Here is a 26669-nt window from a genome sequence, read left to right on the forward strand (position 1 = left end):
TTGATAGAGAAGTCAGCCTGTGAGGGCTGGTGGAGTGAATAGAAGTGAGAATGCCGGTATGAGTATGCGAAAAGACAAGTGAGAATCTTGTCCGCCGAAAATCTAAGGGTTCCTGGGGAAGGCTCGTCCGCCCAGGGTAAGTCGGGACCTAAGCCGAGGCCGAAAGGCGTAGGTGATGGACAACTGGTTGAAATTCCAGTACCACCGAGAAGCGTTATCAGCAATGGGGAGACACAGAAGGATAGGTTAAGCGTGCCGTTGGTTGAGCACGCCCAAGCGAGTAGGAGGTAGGGCAGGTAAATCCGCCCTGCGATAACTCTGAGACGTGACGGGGAGCGAAAATTAGTAGCGAAGTAACCGACTCCAGGCTGTCAAGAAAAGCCTCTAGCGAGCTGGCTTGGTGCCCGTACCGCAAACCGACACAGGTAGATGGGGTGAGAAACCTAAGGCGCGCGAGAAAACCCTCGTTAAGGAACTCGGCAAAATGGCCCCGTAACTTCGGGAGAAGGGGCGCTCATTGCAAGATGAGCCGCAGAGAAAAGGTCCAGGCGACTGTTTAACAAAAACACAGGTCCCTGCTAATCCGCAAGGAGATGTATAGGGGCTGACACCTGCCCGGTGCTGGAAGGTTAAGAGGAGAGGTTAGCCGTAAGGCGAAGCTTTGAATTGAAGCCCCAGTAAACGGCGGCCGTAACTATAACGGTCCTAAGGTAGCGAAATTCCTTGTCAGGTAAGTTCTGACCCGCACGAAAGGTGTAACGATCTGGACACTGTCTCAACGAGGGACTCGGCGAAATTGTAATACCCGTGAAGATGCGGGTTACCTGCGACAGGACAGAAAGACCCCATGGAGCTTTACTGCAGCTTGACATTGGATTTTGGTATAAAATGTACAGGATAGGTGGGAGACAGAGAAGCTAGGGCGCCAGCCTTGGTGGAGTCGACGGTGGGATACCACTCTTTTTGTACTGAAGTTCTAACTAGGTCCCCTGAATCGGGGATTAGGACAGTATCAGGCGGGCAGTTTGACTGGGGCGGTCGCCTCCTAAAGAGTAACGGAGGCGCCCAAAGGTTCCCTCAGCGCGGTTGGAAATCGCGCGCAGAGTGTAAAGGCAAAAGGGAGCTTGACTGCGAGACCCACAAGTCGAGCAGGGACGAAAGTCGGGCTTAGTGATCCGGTGGTACCGAGTGGAAGGGCCATCGCTCAACGGATAAAAGCTACCCTGGGGATAACAGGCTTATCTCCCCCAAGAGTCCATATCGACGGGGAGGTTTGGCACCTCGATGTCGGCTCATCGCATCCTGGGGCTGTAGTAGGTCCCAAGGGTTGGGCTGTTCGCCCATTAAAGCGGTACGTGAGCTGGGTTCAGAACGTCGTGAGACAGTTCGGTCCCTATCCGTCGCAGGCGCAGGAAATTTGAGAGGATCTGTCCCTAGTACGAGAGGACCGGGATGGACGAATCACTGGTGTACCAGTTGTCTCGCCAGAGGCACAGCTGGGTGGCTATATTCGGATCGGATAAGCGCTGAAAGCATCTAAGCGCGAAACCGGCCTCAAGATGAGATTTCCCACGAGTGAAAGCTCGGTAAGACCCCTGAAGGAAGATCAGGTTGATAGGCCGGATGTGGAAGCACCGTGAGGTGTGGAGCTGACCGGTACTAATCGGTCGAGGGCTTGACCTAATATGATACGTTAGCAAAGGGAATGTGGCTCAAATGTTTCCGAGGAGACGAAGCTAGAAAGAGACTCTATGTAGTTTTGAGAGAACAGAGTTCGAAAAGGACAACTGAATCTCAAAGATCTGGTGATCATGCCGGAGGGGTTCCACCCGTTCCCATCTCGAACACGGAAGTTAAGACCTCCAGGGCCGATAATACTTGGGGCGCAGGCCCCTGGGAAAGTAGGTCATCGCCAGGTGAACAAGCGATAGACTGCCAATTTGGCAGTCTATCTATGTTTCATGAAAGAAATGAAATAAATGAAAGATAGCTACCGGGTCTCCACCCGTTCGGGTCCACATTGCAGGAGAATGTGTCACAAGTCGCAATGTGGCGAAAACCTCGTCCGGTTTTCGTCACGCTGCAGGAGAATGCGTATGGGGACGCAGCGTGGCGAAAAGCTCGTCCGCTTTTCGTATACACGAACACGGAAGTTAAGGATCCACACTGCAGGAGTATGCGTATGGGGACGCAGTGTGGCGAAAGGCTCATCCGCCTTTCGTTCCAGGGCCGATAATACTTGGGGCGCAGGCCCCTGGGAAAGTAGGTCATCGCCAGGTAAAACAAGCAACAGACTGCCATAAAGGTAGTCTGTTGCTTGTTTTATGAAAGAAGCTAAAAAATTGAGTCCCACACTGCAGGAGAAGGCGTCACTGGACGCAGCGTGGCGAAAAGCTCGTACTTCGCCACGAAGTGAATCTCTGGGGTTGGTGGCTCGGCGAAACCCTCCACCGGAGGCTTTCGTGCTTATCGTGTTCGGATCCACATTACAGGAGAATGCAATGGAGTATCTTTAACATGAGGAATATTCAACGATGCTTAAAATTAATTAGTTATGTTACAAAATTCGATCGCATCTTGATTGAATTCTAGGCCCGATGAAAACCTTCCCGCTTAATACTCCTCTAACGGTATTACTGAAGGTATACACCCAAAGAAGGATTAAGAGGATGGTTAGGAATTCAGAATAGCCAACCGTAAGAGGGGATATAAATATCCTTGCAACTTTTTGACTTGCGATTGTATAAGAAGCTAAGGGAAAGATGAAGGCCCACCATCCCATAGTAAAGGGAATTCCTCCATGTCTAATTTGATAAATACTAATCATCACAATGATACCAACAATCCAGATTCCGAATCCCCAGACAGCGACAGAGATCAGATTTGAAAAATCTGTTGATGCTAATAATCCTAATGAATGTGCATTTTTCGTAATATCGATAATTGCACTTACGGCTAGTCCGATTGCACTGATGAAAATACCGAAGGATGGGATTTTATCTGCTGGGGGGAGTGGATGATGAGCTAGTCGGACAAAAACTATGGCGCTAATAAATATGAAAAGGAAAAAGCCAATACCAAATAGGGCTGTATTAATGATCAGGAAGGATAGACTCCATGTCGGCTGAATTTTAATTGTCAGTTCGAGAACCGGGTTCCCGATCAATAAAACAGCCATATTAGCAATAGGTGCCATAATCCAAGAAAAGTTAATGACGTCCGGACTTGGAGTTTCTTTAAGTCGTATAATCAAAAACGTCGAATAAAAGGTAAAAAAACTTACGCCAATCATCGAAATAATCCACAGGCCGAGAATAAGATGATAAACTATAGATTGATTAAGATAATGGCTCCAGATAAGATAAATATTAGTTCCCAGAATGGTTGTCGCCACAGGCATGGTCACGAAGAAATTGCCGGTGTGAAGGTGATTTAGGTCGCGGTAAGCATAATCAAAAAAACATAGCCAACGAATAACCCACGGGACTAAAACTACGAAATAGAGAAGGTCTGCAACAATAGCAAAGAGTATACCTAGAAGGTTTCCCACAGGAAAAGCGTTTTGCCATTGAAAGAGAATGTTAGCTAATCCACCGGTACCCATAATTACGGCAAACCAGGATGGGGCTAGATGCTTGATGGGATGATGTTCTTGCACATTAAAAACTCCTTATTTTAGATTTAACCTCAGGATCTTTATTATTTAGTTATAAAATGCATTGGCCCATTCGTAAAATACCCATTTGGCATAGAGTGTATCGAATTTTAGAATAAATGTTAGGTGTAACGATGGAAATAAGACATTTAGAATATTTTCTTGAGGTTTCCAGGCATAAGAGTTTCAGTAAAGCCGCTGAAGTAACTCATATTTCTCAGCCCACAATCAGTAAGGCAATAAAGGATTTAGAAACTGAGCTGGGAAAAACGTTGTTTTATCGAAGTACGAAATATGTTGAACTGACCGATGCTGGGAAGGCGATTCTTGATCAAGCGCAACAAATTGTGGCCTCATTTAGAAATATACATGTTCAGCTTGAAGGCCTTGAAAAACAGGACATAGGAAAAGTTCACATTGGTTTGCCTCATATCACTGCTGTGACAACGTTTTCTCACGTTTTGGGTGCATTTAAACATCATTACCCTAGAATTGAAATCCAACTTTATGAATATGGACCCAAAAAGATTGAAGCATCGCTGCAAGAAGGTTTACTGGACTTCGGTATTTTCACACCTGAAGACAGTGATCTCTTTGAATGGATTTGGTTTGAGCGAGATCCTCACAGTGTGGTTATGAACCCGACTCATTGGTTAGCGTGTCATAATATGATTGACTATGAAAATCTCCAAGGGGAGCAACTCATTATTTACAATAGCGACTATAAGCTTCATGATATCATTCTGGACAGGTGTAAACTGTCCGGTTTTATACCTCAAGTAGCTTTTGAAACTTCGCAGCGTGAACTCATGATCCAAATGGTGACTGCTGGGCTGGGTGTCGCCTTGTTACCCAGTAAAATATGTCAAGATCTTGATCCAGAGATTGTTATATCCCGGCCGCTAACAGATTCACAACTGTATCTTGAATTGGCTTTAACATGGAAAAAAGGACGGTATTTATCCCATGCTGCTTCGAGGTTTCTGAATTTCTTTAGGATGAATCTTACTGAAAATAATAATCTACTCTAATAGAATTTTATTCACTCAATCGTAAGACTCCCACTTGTAGAGGTGGTAGTGGTTCTCATACCTTGCTTTGGTAGGGCGAGAGTCCATCCTTCAGCGCGATAGAATTTGTTATGGGCTAGGCACTTTCGGCGAAAGTGTCCACAGGAATGGCTATGCTAAAATTGATATAAGTTCAGCCCTCCTCATTCACACAATCAATGAGGAGGGCTGCCGTTTTGAAAGAGTCGATATTAGAAAATAACTATGGAGGTAAACCGCTGTACGCCAAAAGCTGCTAAAGGCAGCGCACAAGTAGGTAAATCGGTTTGAAAAATTATTATAACTATTAATCAGGGCCGAATTATCAACATTCTAATTATCTAAACCTTTAGATAACCTACATTTGTATTATTTATGCCCGAATCTTCCATACTAAAAGAGAACCTGTTAACGATTGATTAATTTGATGTTTCTGCAGTGAGTTGAGGTTTTCGAAAGTAAGGGGGTAAAACAATCAGTGTTTTCTAATAAACTATCTTTATCTGAATCAGAAGAAGAAGACATTAAGCTTGAGGAGCCAACAAACTCTATTAAAGAGTTAGGACAGGTTGAAATTCCTGAGGTTTCCGAAAGAATATTTTGTTTGACAATTATTGGTCAAATTGAAGGTCATCAAATATTGCCAGCACAATCTAAGACGACAAAATATGAACATATTATTCCTCAGCTTCTGGCAGTTGAGCAAAACCCTAAAATCGAAGGTATATTAGTTATTCTCAATACGGCCGGCGGTGATGTGGAGGCTGGGCTGGCAATTGCCGAAATGCTCACTAGTTTAAGTAAGCCGTCTGTTTCTTTAGTCCTTGGCGGTGGTCACAGTATTGGTATTCCTATCGCTGTAAGTTGTACCAAAAGCCTTATCGCACCGACAGGCACAATGACCGTTCATCCTATTCGCTATACAGGTTTAGTAATAAATGGTCACCAGCAGTTTGACTATTTGAAAAAAATGCAAGAGAGAATAGATCAGTTCATATATTCACATTCAAATATTAGTAAAGAAAAATTGGAGCGGCTTATGTTTCAAACAGGAGAGTTAGCACAGGATATCGGAACAATATTAATTGGTGAAGAAGCTGTCAAAGCGGGGTTGATTCAAGCGGTCGGAGGGGTTCGGGAGGCTTTCAAAGAACTGAATGACTTGATAGGTTCCTCAGACTAGCCGCTATAGTATCAAAGCTGCACTAAACTTTAGTAATTTAGATTTAGACTGGGCCAGTGATACTCATCGAATTAACGTGATGATGAGAATGTTACTGGCTTTTGCTTTGGTGTGGGTAGAGTCCATACTTCAGCGCGATAGAACTTGTTATCGGTTTGGCGCTTTCGTCACCGAGGCTCTGATAGAGAGTAAGTCGAGTAAGCTTGAAAATTGTCAATTGATTCAAAAAAGGAAAACGCCTTAAGTATGTGGAATTTAATGTGGATTAAAAAGATTAGATTAAAATGTTTGGGGGATTGGTGTGTGGCGAAAAAAAGAGGACGCCGCAAATTAAATAAAAAGGTCGATATGAGGGCTGCTACGATAGCTGAGACGATTCGCAGAGAAGTCATTGGAGTTATTGTGGTTGGCATGGCTTGTTTAGGGCTTGTAGCTCTCTATTCGAGGAGAAGCGGTGTTGTTGGCGGTGAAATTAGTTATTTTTTGACTATGTTAGCTGGAGGAGGACGAATCGGCATTCCGGTCATGCTAGGAATTTGGGGTATTTCTTACATGAACAAACAAACGCCGCGGTTAGGCACAAAAATCGAAGGAATGATTATTCTCTGGCTTGTCTTTATCGGGATTCTTCACCTTCAGCTGCCGGGAATTGAAGCTTTTTCCCGATCTGATATTTTTCATGAGGGCCAGCTTGGACATGGCGGAGGACTTATTGGTGCGGTAATAGCCTTTATATTAAAGGAGACAGTCGGAATTCCCGGAAGTTACGTTGTTTTAATTATGTTTGCAATTATTGGAGCTTTGCTGATTACAAATCGCTCTCTTATAAAAGGAGTGCAAGAAATAGGTCAGATGGGGAAAGAATCCGGAGTATGGATGAAACAACACATGGAGGATTTTAAGGAAGTATTGAAAAATCCTGACGTTGACAAAGAGGCTGAAACAAGTGAAGAAAAGAATCCCGGTGTTCATAAGGCACCTAAAAATCTCAAGAAATCTTCATCTTCACGGCCGCCTGTCCTTGACCCGGATATTGTTGAACGGCCATTGGTTATCAAAACTCTTGATGATCCTAATGAAAATACGAGTCAAAATCTCCGAGAAGGGATAACTGAGAGTTCTTCCGGATCTCTTCCCAAAGGGCAATTAGGTTTTGAGAAAACACTAAGCGGAGTAACTTCCGAACCGCCAGCGCCGGGCAAAGTGACCAGTACGCCTATCTCTCGGCAGACTCATGAAGACGGAAATTTTCAACTTCCGCAAGTTTCCTTGCTGCATAAATCCTTGAAAGTTAAAAACCCTAGGTTAAATAAAGATTTAACGGATAATGTTCGAATACTTGAGGAAACTCTTGCTAATTTTGGGGTAAAGGTCAAAGTGACCCAAGTGACTCAAGGCCCTGCTATTACGCGTTATGAAGCTCAGCCTGCTCCAGGGGTGAAAGTCAGCAAAATAACAAACTTGGCGGATGATATTGCTTTAAGTTTGGCTTCGGCTGACGTTCGTATTGAGGCTCCTATCCCCGGCAAATCAGTGGTAGGAATAGAAGTGCCCAATAAAGAAATTGCCATGGTACATTTTCGTGAAGTTTTAGAAACTCCTGAATTTCAGGGGTCAAGCAATAAGCTGATCTTATGCTTGGGTAAAGATATTACTGGAGCACCGGTAATAGCAGATTTAACTAAGATGCCGCATCTCTTGATTGCCGGAGCAACGGGATCCGGTAAGTCCGTGTGTATCAATACTTTGATTCACAGCATTCTTTTTAAAGCTCGTCCGGATGAAGTGAAGTTTTTACTCGTTGATCCCAAAATGGTCGAACTAGCCAACTATAACGGCATTCCTCATTTAATTGCCCCCGTTGTCACAGATTCTCGCAAAGCTGCAGGAGCATTGAAATGGATTGTGACCGAAATGGAAACTCGCTATGAATTGTTTGCTGCGTCGGGTGTGAGAGACATTGTTCGGTATAATTTTTTGCGAGCACAGGAAAAAAATGATGAGCATCCGCCTTTACCTTATGTCGTCGTCATTATTGACGAACTGGCAGATTTAATGATGGTTGCACCGGGAGATGTCGAGGACGCTATTTGCCGTCTGGCTCAAATGGCTCGTGCGGCTGGAATTCATTTGGTTGTGGCAACTCAGAGACCTTCTGTTGATGTTATTACGGGACTCATCAAAGCAAATATCCCTTCGCGAATTGCCTTTTCGGTTTCTTCTCAAACAGATTCGAGAACAATCTTGGATTTGAATGGGGCGGAGAAACTTATGGGGCGCGGTGATATGTTATACTATCCAATGGGTGCGAGTAAACCCATACGTGTCCAGGGCTGTTATTTAGGTGACAAAGATGTGGAAAATGTTGTGGAGTTTCTGCAAAATCAAGCAAAACCAGAATATCAGGAGATCCCTAATGTGGATATTGGGAGCACAGCAAAGGATGAGATGGAAGACGAGTTATTTTATCAGGCAGCTCAACTTTTTATCGAAAGCGGAACTGCTTCAGTTTCCCTATTGCAGCGACGTTTACGAATTGGCTATACTCGTGCGGCACGCCTTATGGATCTCTTGGAGGAAAAAGGGGTTGTTGGAGGCTATGAGGGTTCTAAACCCCGCGAAGTATTGATGACCAGAGGACAATTTGAGTTAAAATACGGTTCATTGAACAATGAAATTGTGTAAGAAGCGAAACTGTATATTAGTTGCATAAAATTTTATTAAGCTTTATGATAAGATGTAAAATGATATTTGATAAGATAGTAAAGGAATACTTATGCTAAAAGAGATACATGTTAGTGAATTGAAATCTTTAAATCACCCTGTTTTAATTGATGTACGCTCGGAAGGTGAATTTGAAGAAGCAACGATCCCGGGTTCTGTAAATCTCCCACTTTTTAATAATCAGGAACGTGCTGAAATTGGGACAATTTATACTCAGTCATCACCAGCTATAGCTCGTGAGCTTGGTTTAAATATCGCTAGTCCGAAGTTGCCGGAACTTGTCAAAAAAGTTGAGGAACTGTCTAAGTCAGGTCCCGTGGTGCTTTTTTGCTGGCGTGGAGGCATGCGAAGTAAGGCGGTTGCTACCGTTTCTGAATTAATGGGTATTCCGATTTACCGATTGCAAGGGGGTTTTAAAGCTTACCGTAATCTAGTGGTTGAATACTTTAATAATCCGCTTCCTGTTAAGGTTGTTGTGCTCCGTGGTAATACGGGCGTTGGTAAAACAGAGCTTCTGGGAAAGTTGCGTTCGGAAGGATATCCAGCGATTGACCTCGAGAAATTAGCGAATAACCGAGGTTCTGTTTTTGGTGCCTTGGGTTTAGGAAAGTCGCCCTCTCAGAAAAAATTTGAAGGGCTGCTTTACGAAGAATTAAATTTATTGAGGAGTTTCCCTTATGTCATTGTAGAATGTGAAAGTAAACGTATTGGGAGGGTAACTATACCGACCACGTTTTTTTCGGCAATGCAGCAGGGGACTCAATTATTGCAGTGTGACAGTTTGCCAAATCGTGTTCAACGATTAATACGGGAGTACACATCAGTGCCGAATGCCCTTGAAGAGATCGGTGCCGCTTTAGAGAGATTGGTAAAAACTCTTGGGCATGTTAAAGTGCGGGAATTGCGTTCCCTTTTAGAAGCAAACCATTTAGAAATCTTCACTGAACGTCTTTTGGTTGAGTATTATGACAAACTTTATGCGTATCCCAATCAACCAAACGCAGAGTATAATTATTTTATAGATTATAGTGAGCCTGCTAAAGCGTTAAGGGAGTTGGAACGGTATCTTGATGAAAAGGTGGCCGACACAGATCGAGAGTCTACTTTATCTGGAATACGACATTCAGCAAAATAAGCCGGGTTTATTAGGAGCTGTGACCACCTTGATTGGTATGCTGGATCTTAATATTCTGGCGGTCACAAGCATTGGTCAAACCCGACGAGGACTTCTTTTGGAAGCTCATTCGGATACTAAAATAAGGACTTTGCAGGAAGCCTTGCTGCAAGTTGCAGCTATCAAAGTGACAGCATTTCGAAAACCTACCTTATTGGACCGGATAGCTTTACGCCATGGCAAGAGGTTAGACATGGCTGAAATTAATCCTCCGACATATCGGTTTGTTCGTGAAGAATTAGGAGTGCTGGTTGACTTTTTAGGAGATACTTTACTTGAGGGCGGAAATCGAATCATTGGTATTCGGGGAATGCCGAGGGTAGGGAAAACTGAAGCAGCCATAGCTGCCTGTGTTTATGCCAACAAACGATGGATTTTATTATCCTCAACAATCATTCGGCAAACCATACGCACAGAGTTATTACTTGGAGAGTCAACAAACAGCATATTTCTCATAGATGGGATTACGAGCACCACTCGAGGAAACGATGCTCATTGGTCCTTACTTAAAAATGTTTTGGAAATGCCGACAGTGAAAATTATCGAACACCCGGATGTTCTGCTGAGAGATGGCCGTTTGAAGATCGATTTTGATTTTATCATTGAAATACGTCATCATGAGGATGACGACATTCGATGCGAGGATATAGCAATGAGCTTTTCTGCCTTCGATTTAAGCTAACATAATAAGGGGGGGTCTCAATGGCAGGAGAAGGACAAATGCTCCGAGCCGCACGTGAGGAGAAACAATGGAGTCTAAGATTTACCGAAGACACCACTAAAATTCGAGTTCGTTATATCCAGGCGCTTGAAGAAGAAAATTATGGGATACTTCCAGGAACGACTTATGTTAAAGGATATTTACGTACTTATGCAAAGCACTTAGGTTTAAACCCGGATGAGATTATACAACTCTATAATAATAGTCCTGAGGTAAAAGAAACGGTAAAGATTCTTGAAACTCCCGATCATATCCCTCTAAAGAAAAGTCCTAACTGGGTCAGGCCTTTAGCAGCAGGGATTATGGCTGTTCTAGCTATCGGCATCGTAGTCGGAGTTGCTGAATGGAGTCATAATACACCTGAAAAGCCTTCGAATTCTGCTTATTCTCCGTCGGTGCTTCCAAGCGCACCTTCCCAGGCTGAGGCAGCATCGCCTAAACAGAATAACAATCAAAGTAATAGTAAAAATAATACCCCAAATAATACCCAAAATGACCAGAATAATTCTCAGGCCTCAAGTACTTCCCCTTCTGTTTTAGCAGCAACCCAGGATGGCTTAACCGCGCAATTGGAGTTTAAACAGTCTTGTTGGGTCGTTGTGCAAGCTGATGGTCAACCTGTGTTTCAGGGAACTTTTCCTGCAGGGACTACGAAGGTTGTCAAAGGTAGTAATAAAATCGAACTTGTTACAGTCGGAAATGCCGGAGGATTAAATGTGACCTTAAATGGAAAAGCGTTGCCGAGTTTAGGGAGTTCCGGTCAAGTTATTCGTAATGTGATCTTTACTCCAGAAACTTTGAAAACGCTTTAAAGGATTGAGAGGAGACGTCAGGTTGGCTAAAGATTCTTCATTCGATATTGTTTCAAAGGTGAATTTACCCGAAGTGTCCAATGCTGTTCAACAAGCTCAGAGGGAACTTTCTCAAAGGTTTGACTTTAAGAACAGTAAATCATCCATAACGCTGGAAGACGAAAAAATCATTTTAGTGTCCGATGATGATTTCAAATTAAAAAATGTTGTGGACATTTTGGAAAGTAAGCTTGTTAAACGGGGAATTTCATTAAAAGCTTTAGATTACGGAAAACCTCAACCAGCTGCTGGGAATACCCTTCGGCAAGAAGTTAAAATGGTACAGGGGATTGCTCAGGATAAGGCTAAGCTGATCAATAAAGTTCTTAAAGATAGTAAGATTAAGGTGGTAAGTTCTATTCAAGGTGATGAAATCAGAATATCGGGAAAAAATAAAGACGATTTGCAAGCAGCCATTGCTCTTCTTAAAAAGGAGGACTTTGGCATCGAGCTGCAATTTGTCAATTACAGATAGATAGAGGGGGTGGCCCGGTGGCCCCTCTTTTCTTTTTTCAAGAAAGGTGAGAATATGCGTTTGAGAAATTTTTTGCCCATAAATCGATCAGATATGGAAGCTCGTGGTTGGACCGAACTTGATTTCCTATTTATTACCGGAGATGCCTATGTGGATCATCCGAGTTTTGGAATTGCCGTTATTGCTCGTGTTTTGGAAAATCATGGTTTCCATATAGGGATCTTGGCCCAGCCCGATTGGAAAGATCTTCAAGCCTTTCGGGTTATGGGGAAACCCCGTTTAGCTTGTCTGGTTACAGGCGGAAACCTTGATTCTATGGTTAACCACTATACAGCCGCTAAGAAGAAACGGCATAAGGATGTCTATTCTCCTGGGGGGGAGGAGGGGCTGCGGCCGGATCACGCCACGATTGTATATTCGAATAGAGTGCGGGAAGCGCTTCCGGGTGTCCCGGTGATCATTGGGGGAATCGAAGCTTCACTGAGGCGTTTTGCTCATTACGATTATTGGAGCAATGAAGTTCGACGTTCGATTCTTATTGATAGTCAAGCTGATCTATTGGTCTTCGGAATGGGAGAGAAACCTATAGTTGAGGTTGCTGAACGACTTAAGGGTGGAGAGCTGATCACGCAAATCACAGATGTCAGGGGCACCATGGTGCCTTACAGTCTTGAGAATACCAGCAACGATGTTTTGGTGCTTCCAAGCTATGAAGAGGTACTTGCTGACAAGAAAAAATATGCAGAGGCATTTTGGGTTCAGTATAATCAACATGATCCTTTTCGAGGCAAACCGATGCTGCAAGTTCATAATCGTAAAGCTGTGCTGCAAAATCAGCCCTCACTGCCTTTAAGCCAAGCTGAAATGGATGCTGTTTATGCTCTGCCTTTTATGGGAACCTTTCATCCGTCTTATGAAGACAAAGGCGGAGTTCCGGCCATTGAAGAAGTAGAATTTAGCCTGACCAGTGTACGCGGATGTTACGGGGCCTGTTCCTTTTGCGCTTTGACTTTCCATCAAGGACGAATCATTCAAAGCAGAAGTCCTGAATCTATTCTGCGCGAGGCCGAGCAGATGACTTGGAGCAGCCGCTTTAAAGGATATATTCATGATGTGGGCGGGCCAACGGCTAATTTTCGGCGTCCATCCTGTCAAAAGCAACTGACTAAGGGTACATGTTCTCATAAACAATGTCTATTTCCTTCGCCTTGTAAGAATCTCGAAATAGATCATGCAGAATATTTAGGCCTATTGCGGCGTTTACGAAATCTCCCCAGAGTTAAAAAAGTGTTTGTTCGATCAGGCATTCGTTATGATGCGGTCTTAGCGGATAAAAATACCGAATTTATACGCGAGCTTTGTGAACATCATGTTTCCGGTCAATTGAAGGTTGCCCCCGAGCATGTTAGTGACGAAGTTCTGCGTTATATGGGAAAACCGGGTAAAAAGGTTTTTGAGAAATTCGTTCAGCGATTTAAAGAAGAAAACAAACTTCTAGGAAAAAAGCAATACCTTGTTCCTTACTTAATGTCTTCTCATCCGGGCAGTACTTTGAAAGAGGCTATAGAATTAGCGGAATATGTAAGAGATATGGGCGTCAATCCTGAACAAGTCCAGGACTTTATTCCGACGCCTGGAACACTTTCAACGTGTATGTATTATACGGGAATAGATCCTCGTACGATGGAAATGGTGTATGTACCTCGCAGTATGCATGAGAAAGCGATGCAAAGGGCTTTAATTCAGTATAGGAATCCGAAAAATTATGACTTAGTAGAAGAGGCTCTACGGCGAGCTCACCGTGAAGATCTCATTGGATACGGTCCGCAATGCCTAATTAAGCCCCATAAGGAATCGCGTACGGGCTCTGGGAAATCGGAAAGGTCTGGCAGGAAACCAACAAGGCGATCCGGTATGAAGCCCAAGCAAAGTAAAGAGCTTAGTCATAAAAGTCTGACGAAGTCAAAAGCAGGTAAGAGTTCGCTAAAGGAGAAAGGTCAAAGAAAGTGATTTGAGGATTAATTGAAAATTCCAGGAAGACCTCTAAAAAGCGGTGTGAGCAAGTTGCTCACACCGCTTTTTAGGTTAATTCTCCAAATTCATCCTGAAGAGTATCCTCCACTTCGTCAAAAGTGATACTGCCCAGTTCTTTTAAATATCCCTCTTCAGACCAGGCCGAAAATGCTTCATAAGTGAGGTTCGGTTGTTCATCATAATAAAATTTCAAAAAGTCAAACCATATACCTTCGGAAGATGGTTTGGCGTCGTAGCGTAAAAGGAAATATTCAGAGTCTTCGAGCGTGCTTTGAAAAAATACGGCCTGGCCAGGTACGACAAAAGCAACTCGAGCGTCTGTATACTCCCGCCCTATAAATTGCAGGGTAAATGACTCCACTTGGGTTTGCTGATAGGCTTTTTGAAGAGGTGGAGCGCTTTCTTCTTGAGTGGTTCTCCATGTATAAACCACTTGAGTGGAATGGTCTGCTTCCATTTGTTCGGCAATATCTTCGAGACGTCTGGAAACTTCAGGGGGGAGGGCAAACTCAGAACAAGAGTTGGAACGACAATGATAGACAGGAACATTTTCTATGTATCCGACACCATGGGCTAAGTCAATCGGGATTTTTCGGGTGGTTAAATATCCCGTATCCCCACAACCGCAAGTGTCGATTGGATTAATGGTTTGCTCAAACACACTGTACACCTCTTCTTGGATTAAATGGAGTTAATCATTATCATATATTACCATATTATTGGCAAAAGGTTAACAAGAACCTATAACCTCATCGTGTTAACCCTGATTTTTCCTTATCTCGGTTTAGATGCTGGGTAGACCAAAACTGGATAAACATTACCAAGGGTTTGCGTGAATGATATTCCATTAAAAAGTTAACATTAACTTAACGTTCTATTCGTTTTAACATTACAATCGTTTGTTATAATCAAACCAGTTCGGAGGGATAAATCAAGTTTTTGGATATATTAAGCTATATTCAAAGAATTAAAAGGAGGAAAAGTTAGTGATTCGTAAGACAGGTAGAATTCTAACCGCAGTTTTGACAGGAGTTCTGGCAATTTCTTTAGTGGGGTGCGGCAGCCAAAATCAAACGCAATCCTCATCAGGAACCCAACAAACATCTGACGCAGCAGTTACATTAACAGGTGCCGGAAGTACTTTCGTACAGCCACTTTTAATGCAACAAGTCGCTGAATATCAAAAAAACCATTCTAATGTGACCATCAACTATCAAGGCGGTGGAAGCGGCTTCGGAATCCAACATCTGTCGGATCAAACAATTGACTTTGGAGCAACAGATGCCTTCATGACAGACGATCAACTGAGTAAAGCTCAAGGTGGTAAAGTTCTTCAATTACCCGTCGCTTTAGGTGCTGTTACACTTTCCTATAATGTTCCGGGGATACCTGAACATATTAAAATTAGTCCTGAAAATTTAGCCAATATCTATTTTGGTAAAATTAAAAACTGGAATGATCCTGCCCTTGCTAAGGACAACCCGGATGTGAAATTCCCCGACTTAGCCATCATACCGATCCACCGTTCTGAAGGCAGCGGAACAACTTCAATTTTTACACATTATTTAAGTGCTATCAGCCCGGATTGGAATAGTCAAGTTGGCAGCGGGACATCCGTTAACTGGCCAAATCCAACAGGGAAAGCTCTTGGCGCCAAAGGAAATCCCGGTGTTGCCGGAGCAGTAAAAAGCACTTCGGGTGCTATTGGGTACATTGAATTAGCCTATGCGCTGCAAAACAAAATTCCCTACGCTTATATGTTTAACAAGGACGGGAAATGGGTATTGCCTTCGCTAGAAGGTGCCTCTGCAGATGCTGCTTCTTTCCAAGTTCCGGATGATATGCGCGTGAATATTGTCAATGGACCTGGCGCTGCAGCTTATCCGATCTCCGGATTCTCATGGGCCCTTATTTATCAAAATCAAACGGATAAAGCAAAAGGAACCGCCATGGTTAATTTCCTTAACTGGGCGTTGCACGATGGCCAAAAACTTGCACCCAGCCTTTCTTATGTACCATTGCCGGACAACTTGACAGCACGTGAAACTGCAATGCTGAAGACAGTTACTTCTGGCGGACAACCGCTCTTGAAATAATTTCAAGTAGAGATGAAAGCAATGAGAACTTTAAAGAAATCATTAAAAACAGGATACCAAACCACTATATAGTAAGAGGGAAAGCTCAGCAAGACGCTGGGCTATTTCCTCTGTTAGATAAAATGATGGAAGGATGCGGGCAGTGAGTACAGATAATAATCGCTTATATGAATCGATGGGAGACAAAGTCCTACGTTATGTCACCTTGCTGATGGCTATCCTGGTCGTGATTTTGATGATATGGATAGGATGGCAAATGTTTTCCTCTTCGCAAGAAAGCATTCAGCATTTCGGTTGGGCCTTTATTACAAGCAGAGTATGGGACCCTGTTCATCATATTTTCGGCGCCTTGCCTTTTATCTATGGAACTATCGTAACTTCGGTTGTTGCTTTAATTATCGCCGCCCCTATTGGTATCAGCGTGGCGATTTTCTTAAATGAAATGGCTCCTTCAACTATTCGCAAAGTCGTTGCTTTTTTGGTTGAACTCTTGGCGGCAATTCCAAGCGTTGTCTATGGGTTATGGGGTATCTTTGTACTTGCGCCGGTGCTGAGACAATCCGTGGAACCCTGGTTGACGAAATGGTTTGGCTTTATACCGTGGTTTAAAGGCGCTCCGGTAGGCTTTGACATGTTTGGTGGAGGAATAATTCTGGCAATCATGATTTTGCCAACAATTACTTCCATTTCACGAGAAGTTATGGCGGCGGTGCCTACCGCCCATAGAGAAGCCGCCCTGGCCTTAGGTGCTACGAAATGGGAAATGATTCGCCTATCGGTGCTGTCCTATTCTAAGTCGGGAATTTTGGGAAGCATAATGTTAGGGTTGGGACGTGCCCTTGGGGAGACCATGGCTGTAACTATGGTTATAGGAAATATGCCTAAAATATCGTCATCATTGTTCTCTTCGGCCTATTCCATGGCTGCCGTAATTGCTAATGAATTTACGGAAGCTACTTATAGCTTATATTTAAGCTCTTGCATCGAGATTGGACTTATTCTCTTCGGTATAACACTGCTCCTTAATATTTTTGCTCGTCTCTTAGTATGGTCAGTTGCCCGTGGACCGAAGGGAGGACATTTAGTATGATCAATACCAGACGGAATTTTGTTAATAAATTGATGTTAGGGCTCTTTTCGGTTGCAACGTTTGTGGCACTCGTCCCCTTATTTGCCTTGCTCGGCTATGTCATTAAAAATGGAATTACTTCCTTAAATCTTGATTTCTTTACCAAACTGCCTGCGGTCATGGGGATGAGTGGCGGAGGAATGGCCAATGCCATAGCAGGGACCTTAATTTTAATTGCTATAGCAAGTATTATTGGGATTCCGATAGGAATTTTAGTTGCCATATATTTGACCGAATATGATCGCTATAGTTGGCTGAGCACGACAGTGCGTTTTACCACCGATGTTTTAACCGGTATACCTTCAATTATTATAGGGATTGTTGTCAGTATGGCAATAGTCGCTAAAACAAAGCATTTTTCGGCTTTTGCGGGGGGAGTCTCCTTAGCAGTTATTATGATTCCCTTGGTCATCCGATCAACGGAAGAAATGCTGAAATTAGTGCCGCATGCTATACGTGAAGCTGGTTATGCCTTGGGTATTTCTCAGCGGCGGATTATCCTGAATATTGTTTTACCGACAGCGGCTAAGGGCATCATAACAGGTGCCATGCTGGCAGTTGCTCGTGTTTCTGGAGAGACAGCACCGCTGCTTTTTACAGCTCTAGGCAATCAATATTGGACTCATTCTCTCTTTAAGGATCCTATTGCTTCATTACCTGTTCAAATTTATACCTATGCCACATCACCTTATGATGAATGGCACAGACAAGCTTGGGCTGGGTCTCTGGTTTTAATTGCCATTATACTTTGTCTAAATTTGATTGCGCGTTTTGCCTTTCGATCGAGGAGTAACTAGGAGGGGTTAGAAATGGGTCAGAGTTTAAGTATTCGTCAGCTTGAAGCATGGTATGGGACTAATCAGACTCTTAAAGGAATTAACATGGAAATTGCAGCTAATCAGGTTACCGCAATTATCGGGCCATCCGGCTGCGGTAAATCAACCTTTGTTCGATGTATTAACCGCATGCATGAGACGCTGCCCGGTTCAAAAGTTAAAGGGGAAATCATTCTCAACGGAGAAAGCATCTATGGTCAAGATCCTGTTTCCTTGCGGAAAACGGTAGGGATGGTTTTTCAAAAGCCAAACCCTTTTCCTTCTATGACTATCTTTGAAAATGTTGTAGCAGGTGTAAAACTGAATGGAATGAGAAATAGGCAGAATTTGCAAACCATCGCCGAGAAAAGTTTGCGTATGGCTGCTTTATGGGATGAAGTAAAAGATCGTCTTAATTATTCAGGCATGAGTTTGTCCGGCGGTCAACAGCAGCGTCTTTGTATTGCACGGGCTTTAGCTGTCGAGCCATCAGTATTGCTTATGGACGAACCTGCTTCTGCCCTTGATCCTATTGCCACCATGCGTATCGAAGAATTAGTTGGTCAGCTCAAATCAGAGTATACCATCGTCATAGTAACGCATAATATGCAACAGGCCGCACGGATTGCAGATACAACAGCCTTCTTTCTAAACGGAGAACTCGTAGAGCATGGACCAACTTCAGAAATATTCACCAATCCGCGTGACAAAAGGACAGAAGATTATATTACTGGGCGTTTCGGATGATGAGGGAGGAAAACTAATGCGTCAGACACTTAACGAAGGTCAGCAGGTTCTGACCACCTTACTTAAAGAAATGGGTGCGGAAGTTACAAGAATCTTGCAAGGAAGTATGAAGGCCCTATATTCTCTTGATCGAACACAGGCGGAATATTGGATCTCAGAGGACCAAAAAGTCAATGACTATGAGCGTCAGGTGGATGACGAGTGCGTACTCTTGATTGCTACGCAGCAGCCTGTGGCCAAGGATTTACGGAAAATCATTTCAGCGATGAAAATATCGACGGATCTAGAACGAATGGCCGACTTAGCTATTGATATTGCTAAAATCGTACGCAGAATCGAAGGACCTTTATGTAAACCTCTTATTGACATACCCTGTATGGCTGAAGAAGCACTGAAAATGATGAACCAAGGTTTAGAGGCTTATAGTCGTGAAGATATGGTATTAGCTCAAAATCTTGCTGAACTTGATGATGCAGTTGATCATCTCTATAACCAAGTAGTCCGGGATTTATTAATTATCATGACTCAGGAACCCAATAACCTGGATCAGGGAATGCACTTAACGTTTGTCGCTCGATATTTGGAGAGAATCGCCGATCATGCTACAAACATTGGAGAAAATGTCATTTATATAGCGACTGCTGAACGCAAAGATTTAAATAGCTAAATGATTCCATATTAAATAATTAAATATACTAAAGGGGCATTAGTTTAGATTTGACTAGGCCCTTTTTTTCTTAGGAAATTGGTAGAAGTTATTATGGATAATAATTTTTGACCTTGTCGAGGTGTTGGTTTATACTAAGAAAGGTAAAACAGTGATATGAGGTGTAACCTTGACAAAGAAAGTTGCAGTTGTTACTTTGGGCTGTCCGAAAAATCAAGTTGACAGTGAAATCATGACAGGCTTTTTAGCCCAAAATTATACACTGACAGATGATCCCCAAACAGCGGATATCATAGTCGTTAATACATGTACATTTATCGAATCGGCGAAAGAAGAATCGATTGAAACAATATTTGAAATGGCAAATTATAAGGATACCGCTCAATGTCATACCTTAATAGCAGCCGGTTGCTTGGCTCAACGATACGGTTCCGAATTAATGCAGGAAATTCCAGAACTTGATGGCGTATTGGGAACTGGAAATGTTGATGAAATCGCGGCGATAGTACAGGCGGCTGAAGAAAAGCGAATCAATCTCGTAAAACAAGGGACGCCTGACTTCTTGTATAATGACTTAATGCCAAGAAAACGCTCCACTCCCGATTATTTAGCCTATGTTAAAGTTGCCGAAGGCTGTGATAATTACTGTACGTATTGTGTTATTCCTCATGTACGCGGCCGCTTTCGCAGCCGATCAGAGGAATCGATAATTCGTGAAGTTCGCGAGATGGCTGCTCAAGGTGTTAAGGAAATAATGGTCATGGCTCAGGATACAACTCGTTTTGGACAGGACTTAGAGGGGAAATTAACCCTTCCGCGACTGCTTCGCCAACTCGCTCAAATTGAGGGCATAGAATGGATTCGGCTCATGTATTGTTACCCGGAACGCTTTACTGATGAACTCATTGAAACCATGTGTCAGGAGGCGAAAGTATGTAAATACATTGATTTGCCCTTGCAGCATGCCAATAATAAAATTCTAAAAGAAATGAATCGGCAAGGTACCATTGAACAGGCCGAAGCCCTAATTAAGAAACTACGGTCGGCTATGCCGGATCTTACGCTTCGGACAACGATGATTACTGGATTCCCGGGAGAAACTGAAGAAGAATTTACAGCTCTGGCAGAATTTATTCAACGTGTACAGTTTGATCGATTAGGTGTATTTGCTTATTCTCAGGAAGAAAATACGCCTGCCGGCCAAAGAGAGGATCAAATTCCTCCTGAAGTCCGCGAGCAGCGCCGTGATCATCTGATGCAGATTCAGCAAAGGATATCCTGGCAGAGGCAACAGCGATGGGTTAACAAGATTGTGACTGTATTGCTGGAGCAGAAACTTGCTGATGGGCGTTGGCTGGGCAGAACTGAAGGCGATGCTCCGGAAATTGACGGCCAGGTCTATATTAACAGAACGACTAAAGGAACTTCACTTCAGGTAGGGGACATGATTAAAGTTCGCATTCTTGAGGCAGATAGTTACGATTTAATAGGAGAGGTTGCTTCATGAATTTACCCAATCGATTAACATTAGCACGCATTATTTTAATACCGGTGTTCATGGCCTTTCTGCTTCTTCAAGTACCTAAAGGTCAGACTCTTTTTCCTCATCAAGAAGTGGTGGCAGCGATTATTTTTATTTTAGCTTCTGCCACGGATGGTTTAGATGGCTATATTGCGCGTAAACGTCACCAAGTTACGAATCTGGGGAAATTTATGGACCCGCTGGCTGATAAACTCCTCGTATCTGCTGCTTTGGTGTCTTTGGTGGAACTTGGTCAAGTTAATGCTTGGGTGGCTTGGATTGTTTTAGCCAGGGAATTTGCTGTAACAGGTCTGCGTGCTATCGCCGCAGTGGATCGAGTAGTTATCAGTGCCAGTAAACTTGGTAAAATTAAAACAATCACTCAAGTTGTTGCTATTTCTGCTATTTTGCTCCATGATTGGCCCTTTTCAATAATAGGTTTTCACATCGGTCAGCCTTTGCTCTATATCGCCGTGTTTTTTACGGTGATTTCGGGCCTCGATTATTTATTAAAATCTCGTAAGTTGTTACATAAATAATTATATCTGGTTTTAAGATTTAATTAAAAATTGCTAAGGGAGAGCTTTCGGTATAAGAAAGCTCTCCCTTAGCAATTGGGAATTTTAACACAAATTACCTTGACAGGATAAATCTTTAATTTCTATATGATATACTGCATGCTATAATGATGATATAGCAAATAGTATTGCATATGGAGGACGATGCGTGTATGACAAAACAGCGAGTATTAGTTATTAGCCTTGTTGGAATTATAATATTCGGCTTGCTCTTAGGTGGGAAGGTTCTTTACCAAAAGCAGTGGGTAGATTCATCGGTCTTAGCTCAAAGTCAAAAAATATCCGGAATTACGTCAGTTAAAACTGTCCAGGTCAATGGCCAAGCGGAGTTAGACGTTGAGACTAAACATATATCAAATTTGCGTCAAGTGAGCTTGTCTTTAGAAAATATTGTCGGTAAAGAACCTATTCGTTTTATAGATCATAGAAATGCTTCCTTGACAACGTTATTTGAGCAAATGCAATTTGCAATTCAAGAAGGAATTACCCGTGGAAATTTTACCGAGATGGAACAAAGGATTCAAACATTGGCTCAAAAAGCGGGCGTTCAAGTCCAATTGCAAATGGACAGTGATGCGATTTATATTGTGTTAGATCAAGGAAATGCCCAACTGATTCAAGTGATTGAACGAAATGGTCAAGGGCAGTTTCTGCCAAGCAAGGAGTTAAGCTAACTGTATTAATGGCCTTAGATGTCAATTAGTGAATTGTTAAAGCAAGCATTATCTTCATGAGGAGGGGACTATGTGAAACGAGATATCCTTATTGGTTTAGGAGTGGGCATTTTTGCCTTTTTACTGGTTATGGGTTATAACGTCTTGCCTATTGCCATGTTATGTCTGGCGGCGTATTTTTTATGGACTTTTGTAATTTCGCGTCAAGTTTTGAAAACCGGCAATGGGGAGACTATTACTTCCACTACGGTTAACTTTGAGGATATTGGCGGACAAGCAATTGCTAAAAAGGAACTTCAGGAGGCGCTGGATTTTCTTCGTTACTCCGACCGGATGAAAGCTTTGGGAATTCGTCCTTTGAAAGGAATCTTATTATCAGGGCCGACGGGGACAGGAAAAACCTTATTAGCGAAAGCCGCAGCTAAATATACAGATTCTTCATTTCTATCGGTTTCCGGCAGCGAGTTTGTGGAAATGTACGCAGGTGTCGGTGCGGAAAGGGTACGAAGTCTATTTCGACGGGCGAGAGAAATGGTAAAGCGTGAGAAAAAGTCCAGCGCTATTATTTTCATCGATGAAATGGATATTTTAGGTGCCAAGCGGGGAAGTAATGTTTCTCATCATGAATATGATCAAACGTTAAATCAGCTGCTTATTGAAATGGATGGTTTAAAGACCGATCAAGGGCCAAATATTTTGGTGATGGCGGCAACGAATCGCCCGGAAGCATTGGATCCGGCAATACTTCGTCCAGGACGGTTTGATCGTCAAGTAAAAGTCGATCTTCCGGACAAAGAAGGAAGAGTGGCAATCTTGGAAATTCACACCAAAAACAAACCCCTGGCCCTTGATGTCGATTTGGAAGCGATTGCCCATGAAACCTTTGGCTTTTCGGGGGCACATTTGGAGAGCGTAACCAATGAAGCTGCAATTTTTGCTTTGCGGGATCAGGCGAAGGAAATTACAGTTCGACATTTTCATGAGGCTGTTGAAAAGGTCATGCTCGGTGAGAAGCTGGACCGGAAACCAACGGCTGAGGAACTGCACCGCATTGCAATTCATGAAAGCGGTCATGCCATGCTGGCTGAAACAGTTCGGCCAAACTCAGTTTCTCAAGTATCAATACGTTCAAGAGGAAACGCTTTGGGGTATGTTCGTCATTATCCTAAGGATGATCTCTATCTCTATACACAGGCTATGCTGGAAGAACAGATTATGGTCGCTTTGGCAGGTGCTTTGGCTGAAGAGGAATGTCTGGGGAATCGGAGTACGGGAGCTGCCGGGGATTATGAACAAGCTTTGAATCTTGTGGAAAAAATGCTCCAAGCCGGTATGTCTCCATTAGGAGTAACGGATGTTTCTTTATTAAGCGCTGAACAACGACAACCTGTAACCAAAGATATTCTTGCTGAACTAGAAAATCGTACCAAACAAATCATTCTCCAAAAAAAGGATATTTTAATCCAGCTTTCTGATATTTTGCAGGAAGAAGAAAGTCTAACCGGGGATACTTTGAGAACGTATTTGCAAAACGCTGCCTAGTTAATTGAACCTCATTTGAGGTTCTTTTTTTTTGCTTGAGGAAGGATAAGCAAATGCAAGGTGAGAAATAACTAAGCAAGCATGAGATAGCGCTTATATTTGCGTTGATAATAGGAGAGTGATAGAATAGTATGAAAGCTGAAATTGTAGCTACTGGGACGGAGTTGTTACTTGGAGAGACTCTTAATACAAGTGCTCACTACTTAACAGGAAAACTTTCCTCGTTAGGCATCGAGGTAGACTATCATACGACGGTTGGAGATAATTCAGAACGATTAGAGCAAGTTTTGCGTCAGGCAATTAACCGTACAGACCTTCTTGTTACCACCGGCGGTCTAGGACCGACAGCGGATGATTTGACGAAGGAGCTTGTTGCTAAGGTCTTGAATTTAGAAATGGAGTTCGACCAAAATAGTTTAAACAACATTAAGGAGTTCTTTGGCCGACGAAAAGCTCCAATGCCTTCTAGTAATGAGAAACAAGCCTATTTCCCCAAAGGCTCAAAGATATTGCCCAATCCTATCGGAACAGCACCTGGAGCAATCATTGAAAAAGACGGAAAGACGGTTATTATATTACCTGGACCTCCTTTTGAAATGCAGCCAATGTTCGAACATTATGCTTTACCTGAATTACAGCGAATTATCGGGCCAGATTCTGAACGGATGAATGAACGTGTTTTAAAAGTTTTTGGTATTGGAGAATCTGCCATAGAGGAAGTGTTGAGTGATCTCATGCATCTTCCAAAACTGTCGATGGCTTTACTGGCTAAGCGAGCGGAGATGCATATCCGTTTAGTTGCCAGAGGTACGGAAGCAACATCACAGGAGGCGCTGGACTCTTTAAATCAAGCCGAGGATGAAATTAAAAAGCGTCTTGGTGACAAGGTATTTGGCTGCGATCAGGAAACCATGATAGGGATTGTAGGGCAAACTTTAAAAAAGAATCATTTGACCATTTCTACTGCCGAGTCTTGCACCGGCGGCTTAATTGGTGCGGCCTTAACTCAAGAATCAGGTAGTTCTGAGTTCTACCTGGGAGGGGCTGTAAGCTATTCGAATTCCTTAAAACAACAATTACTGGGAGTCAATGAAATGACTCTTCAGGAATTCGGAGCAGTAAGCGATGAAGCTGCTAGAGAAATGGCCGAAGGAATTCGGCAAAAATCGGGATCAGACCTCGCCATCTCAGCCACCGGTATTGCCGGCCCGGATGGCGGCAGTGACCTGAAACCCGTGGGGTTGGTTTATATTGGATTTGCTTCAGCGGAGAAAGTTTATGCTAAAAAGTTTCAGTTTTATGGAGAACGGGAGTCTGTACGCCAATTGACTGTTCAGGCAGCCCTAAATGAGATAAGGCAACAGATGTTGAATAAGGAAAGGGGATTACACATAGGTGATGGTTGAACGTTTACAATCGTTTGGGGATATTCAGTTAAGCAAGCAAATATTACAAGGTTTGTCTGAAATGGGATTTGAGGAGCCTTCGCCAATCCAACAACAGGCTATTCCTGTAGCTTTAGAAGATGCCGATATTATTGGGCAGGCTCAGACAGGAACAGGTAAAACCGCTGCCTTCGGGATTCCGATTACTGAAAAAGTCAATGCTAAATTTCAAGCCGTACAAGCCCTAATCGTAACTCCGACTCGTGAACTCGCTATTCAGGTGGCTCAGGAAATGGCGAAAATCGGCAAATATAAACATGTTAAACCTTTGCCAATCTATGGTGGTCAGCCAATTGACCGTCAAATTCGCGCTTTGCGTATGGGATACCAAGTAGTTGTCGGAACCCCAGGAAGGTTGTTGGACCATTTAAACCGAGGTACTTTGCGGTTACAGTATGTTAAGATGGTCGTTTTAGATGAAGCGGATGAAATGCTCGACATGGGGTTCGTTGAGGATATCGAGGGACTTTTAAAAGCTGTGCCCGAAGAAGGCCGCCAGGTTATGCTTTTTTCCGCGACGATGCCTCAGGCGATTCGCAAGTTAGCACAGACGTATATGAGGAATCCTCGCTCAGTGACGGTTAGCAGAGATGAATTAACAGTTCCCCTCATTGAACAGGTTTTTTATGAGACGAGAGAAAGTAAAAAAGTCGATGCTTTATGTCGGATTATCGATATGGAGGATATAGGACAAGGGATTACCTTTTGCCGAACAAAACGAGGAGTTGATGAACTTGTCGTAGCTCTTGAAGCAAGGGGATATTTTGCGGATGCTCTCCATGGGGATCTAAGCCAGCAGCAACGGGATCGGGTCATGAAGCGTTTTCGCGACGGCAAAACGGAAATGTTAGTTGCTACTGATGTTGCGGCCAGAGGCATTGATATTAGCAATTTGACCCATGTTATAAACTTCGATATTCCTCAAGATCCTGTGTCCTATGTGCACAGAATTGGGCGTACAGGACGTGTCGGTCGACGCGGACAGGCTATAACCTTGATCTCCCCCAAGGAATATCGTCAGCTGCGCCTTATTGAAAATTTAATTAAAACCAGAATACGTCGCCGGGAACTTCCTTCCTTAGCCGATATTAGCGAACGACAAGCGGAAAATCTGAAGAATCAATTGGTTAAATTGATTCAAAGCGATCGCTTAGGAAATTATCGAGCCATTGTCGGAGATCTGCTTGAGGAATATGATTCTACGGACGTTGCCGCAGCAGCTTTAAAGTTTGCCGTCGAGGGAGCTAATTCTGAAGACCGCATAGACGATAATGATCCAGACGTTAATCACTTTGGAAACACTGGAGCGGCGTCGGGTATGGTGCGTTTCTTTATGAATATAGGCAGAGTCCAGCAAATTCGTCCTCAGGACATCATACGCTGGATTGCTGAAGAAAGCGGAATCCCGGGAAATATTATTGGAATGATTAATATTTACGACAAATTCACCTTCGTTGAAGTTCCTGAAGAATATGCCTCAAGAGTTTTGAGCTGCATGCATCAGGCCATGATTAAAGGACGGAGAGTTAGTGTTGAACCGGCTAAGGCACGTGAAAACACCTGATTTTAGTTGAGCATCAATACTATA

Annotated in this window: 21 protein-coding genes and 2 rRNA genes; 21 read left to right on the top strand and 2 right to left on the bottom strand. The window is 43.2% G+C overall.

All coding sequences use genetic code 11. From position 1 onward, the window contains the following. Positions 1-1683 (top strand): 23S ribosomal RNA (locus tag B5771_RS24515); the annotation flags it as partial. A 118-nt stretch (positions 1684-1801) separates the two neighbouring features. Beyond that, positions 1802-1918: ribosomal RNA gene (gene rrf, locus B5771_RS02980) — 5S ribosomal RNA — on the top strand. Between the two features lie 639 nt (positions 1919-2557). Here the strand turns inward: rrf and B5771_RS02985 are convergent. Continuing rightward, entirely contained in the window at positions 2558-3658 is a 1101-nt protein-coding gene (locus B5771_RS02985; RefSeq protein ID WP_088186211.1) for a C4-dicarboxylate ABC transporter, read from the bottom strand. Positions 3659-3789: 131 nt separating this feature from the next. Here B5771_RS02985 and B5771_RS02990 point away from each other — a divergent pair, with 131 nt between their 5' ends. The 8 genes from B5771_RS02990 (at position 3790) to B5771_RS03025 (ending at position 13842) form a co-directional block, all read left to right on the top strand. Continuing rightward, positions 3790-4686, top strand: coding sequence for a LysR family transcriptional regulator (locus B5771_RS02990; RefSeq protein ID WP_088186212.1), 897 nt, complete (start codon positions 3790-3792; stop codon positions 4684-4686). Positions 4687-5227: 541 nt separating this feature from the next. Then, complete coding sequence (locus B5771_RS02995) at positions 5228-5887, top strand: ATP-dependent Clp protease proteolytic subunit (protein WP_242966719.1); 660 nt, start codon at positions 5228-5230, stop codon at positions 5885-5887. Positions 5888-6190: 303 nt separating this feature from the next. Continuing rightward, positions 6191-8572, top strand: coding sequence for a DNA translocase FtsK (locus B5771_RS03000; protein WP_242966713.1), 2382 nt, complete (start codon positions 6191-6193; stop codon positions 8570-8572). 91 nt (positions 8573-8663) lie between these two features. Beyond that, positions 8664-9746, top strand: a complete 1083-nt coding sequence (mnmH, locus tag B5771_RS03005; protein WP_088186214.1) for a tRNA 2-selenouridine(34) synthase MnmH — start codon at positions 8664-8666, stop codon at positions 9744-9746. Further along, positions 9682-10467 (top strand): DUF3388 domain-containing protein, encoded by a 786-nt coding sequence (locus B5771_RS03010; protein WP_088186215.1) that lies wholly within the window; start codon positions 9682-9684, stop codon positions 10465-10467. Before mnmH ends, B5771_RS03010 begins: the two co-directional genes overlap by 65 nt. A gap of 20 nt (positions 10468-10487) precedes the next feature. Continuing rightward, on the top strand, positions 10488-11318 hold the full coding sequence (locus B5771_RS03015; RefSeq protein ID WP_088186216.1) for a RodZ domain-containing protein: 831 nt from the start codon (positions 10488-10490) through the stop codon (positions 11316-11318). A 22-nt stretch (positions 11319-11340) separates the two neighbouring features. Continuing rightward, positions 11341-11832, top strand: coding sequence for a YajQ family cyclic di-GMP-binding protein (locus B5771_RS03020; RefSeq protein WP_047808332.1), 492 nt, complete (start codon positions 11341-11343; stop codon positions 11830-11832). Positions 11833-11886: 54 nt separating this feature from the next. After that, positions 11887-13842: a YgiQ family radical SAM protein gene (locus B5771_RS03025; RefSeq protein WP_088186217.1), complete on the top strand. Its 1956-nt coding sequence runs from the start codon at positions 11887-11889 to the stop codon at positions 13840-13842. Positions 13843-13912: 70 nt separating this feature from the next. On the opposite strand, the gene B5771_RS03030 is transcribed toward B5771_RS03025, so the two are convergent. Beyond that, complete coding sequence (locus B5771_RS03030) at positions 13913-14527, bottom strand: hypothetical protein (protein ID WP_088186218.1); 615 nt, start codon at positions 14525-14527, stop codon at positions 13913-13915. Between the two features lie 325 nt (positions 14528-14852). Here B5771_RS03030 and pstS point away from each other — a divergent pair, with 325 nt between their 5' ends. The 11 genes from pstS to B5771_RS03085 all read left to right on the top strand — a co-directional run bounded on the left by pstS (position 14853) and on the right by B5771_RS03085 (position 26645). Further along, on the top strand, positions 14853-15962 hold the full coding sequence (gene pstS / locus B5771_RS03035) for a phosphate ABC transporter substrate-binding protein PstS (RefSeq protein ID WP_047808329.1): 1110 nt from the start codon (positions 14853-14855) through the stop codon (positions 15960-15962). Positions 15963-16095: 133 nt separating this feature from the next. After that, positions 16096-17052 carry a phosphate ABC transporter permease subunit PstC gene (pstC, locus tag B5771_RS03040; RefSeq protein WP_047808328.1) on the top strand — a complete coding sequence of 319 codons (957 nt, stop codon included), beginning with the start codon at positions 16096-16098 and terminating at the stop codon, positions 17050-17052. Continuing rightward, positions 17049-17888, top strand: coding sequence for a phosphate ABC transporter permease PstA (gene pstA / locus B5771_RS03045; protein WP_047808327.1), 840 nt, complete (start codon positions 17049-17051; stop codon positions 17886-17888). Before pstC ends, pstA begins: the two co-directional genes overlap by 4 nt. Positions 17889-17900: 12 nt before the next feature. After that, a complete protein-coding gene (gene pstB / locus B5771_RS03050) occupies positions 17901-18653 on the top strand; it encodes a phosphate ABC transporter ATP-binding protein PstB (protein WP_047808326.1) in 753 nt (250 codons plus the stop codon). A 16-nt stretch (positions 18654-18669) separates the two neighbouring features. Continuing rightward, positions 18670-19320: a phosphate signaling complex protein PhoU gene (gene phoU / locus B5771_RS03055; protein WP_088186219.1), complete on the top strand. Its 651-nt coding sequence runs from the start codon at positions 18670-18672 to the stop codon at positions 19318-19320. Between the two features lie 169 nt (positions 19321-19489). Next, complete coding sequence (gene rimO, locus B5771_RS03060) at positions 19490-20827, top strand: 30S ribosomal protein S12 methylthiotransferase RimO (RefSeq protein ID WP_047808324.1); 1338 nt, start codon at positions 19490-19492, stop codon at positions 20825-20827. Next, a complete protein-coding gene (gene pgsA / locus B5771_RS03065; protein ID WP_047808323.1) occupies positions 20824-21381 on the top strand; it encodes a CDP-diacylglycerol--glycerol-3-phosphate 3-phosphatidyltransferase in 558 nt (185 codons plus the stop codon). The genes rimO and pgsA overlap by 4 nt, the downstream gene beginning before the upstream one ends. 191 nt (positions 21382-21572) lie before the next feature. Beyond that, positions 21573-22094 carry a hypothetical protein gene (locus B5771_RS03070; RefSeq protein ID WP_088186220.1) on the top strand — a complete coding sequence of 174 codons (522 nt, stop codon included), beginning with the start codon at positions 21573-21575 and terminating at the stop codon, positions 22092-22094. 72 nt (positions 22095-22166) lie between these two features. Further along, the gene (locus B5771_RS03075; RefSeq protein ID WP_088186221.1) at positions 22167-23636 is read left to right on the top strand and encodes an AAA family ATPase; all 1470 of its coding nucleotides are present in this window, start codon (positions 22167-22169) and stop codon (positions 23634-23636) included. A gap of 131 nt (positions 23637-23767) precedes the next feature. Next, on the top strand, positions 23768-25042 hold the full coding sequence (locus tag B5771_RS03080) for a competence/damage-inducible protein A (protein ID WP_088186222.1): 1275 nt from the start codon (positions 23768-23770) through the stop codon (positions 25040-25042). Further along, positions 25032-26645, top strand: coding sequence for a DEAD/DEAH box helicase (locus B5771_RS03085; RefSeq protein WP_088186223.1), 1614 nt, complete (start codon positions 25032-25034; stop codon positions 26643-26645). Before B5771_RS03080 ends, B5771_RS03085 begins: the two co-directional genes overlap by 11 nt. The last annotated feature ends 24 nt before the right edge of the window (positions 26646-26669 follow it).

Origin of the sequence: Desulfosporosinus sp. FKA (assembly GCF_002196785.1) — a bacterium.
Classification (GTDB): domain Bacteria; phylum Bacillota; class Desulfitobacteriia; order Desulfitobacteriales; family Desulfitobacteriaceae; genus Desulfosporosinus; species Desulfosporosinus acididurans.

Coding starts and splice junctions, on each gene's coding strand:
- B5771_RS03010 (WP_088186215.1), top strand. CDS start 9,682: ATGAAAAGGTGGCCGACACAGATCGAGAGTCTACTTTATCTGGAATAC.
- pstA (WP_047808327.1), top strand. CDS start 17,049: ATGATCAATACCAGACGGAATTTTGTTAATAAATTGATGTTAGGGCTC.
- pstB (WP_047808326.1), top strand. CDS start 17,901: ATGGGTCAGAGTTTAAGTATTCGTCAGCTTGAAGCATGGTATGGGACT.
- B5771_RS02990 (WP_088186212.1), top strand. CDS start 3,790: ATGGAAATAAGACATTTAGAATATTTTCTTGAGGTTTCCAGGCATAAG.
- pgsA (WP_047808323.1), top strand. CDS start 20,824: ATGAATTTACCCAATCGATTAACATTAGCACGCATTATTTTAATACCG.
- mnmH (WP_088186214.1), top strand. CDS start 8,664: ATGCTAAAAGAGATACATGTTAGTGAATTGAAATCTTTAAATCACCCT.
- B5771_RS03015 (WP_088186216.1), top strand. CDS start 10,488: ATGGCAGGAGAAGGACAAATGCTCCGAGCCGCACGTGAGGAGAAACAA.
- phoU (WP_088186219.1), top strand. CDS start 18,670: ATGCGTCAGACACTTAACGAAGGTCAGCAGGTTCTGACCACCTTACTT.
- B5771_RS03025 (WP_088186217.1), top strand. CDS start 11,887: ATGCGTTTGAGAAATTTTTTGCCCATAAATCGATCAGATATGGAAGCT.
- B5771_RS03080 (WP_088186222.1), top strand. CDS start 23,768: ATGAAAGCTGAAATTGTAGCTACTGGGACGGAGTTGTTACTTGGAGAG.
- B5771_RS03070 (WP_088186220.1), top strand. CDS start 21,573: ATGACAAAACAGCGAGTATTAGTTATTAGCCTTGTTGGAATTATAATA.
- pstC (WP_047808328.1), top strand. CDS start 16,096: ATGCGGGCAGTGAGTACAGATAATAATCGCTTATATGAATCGATGGGA.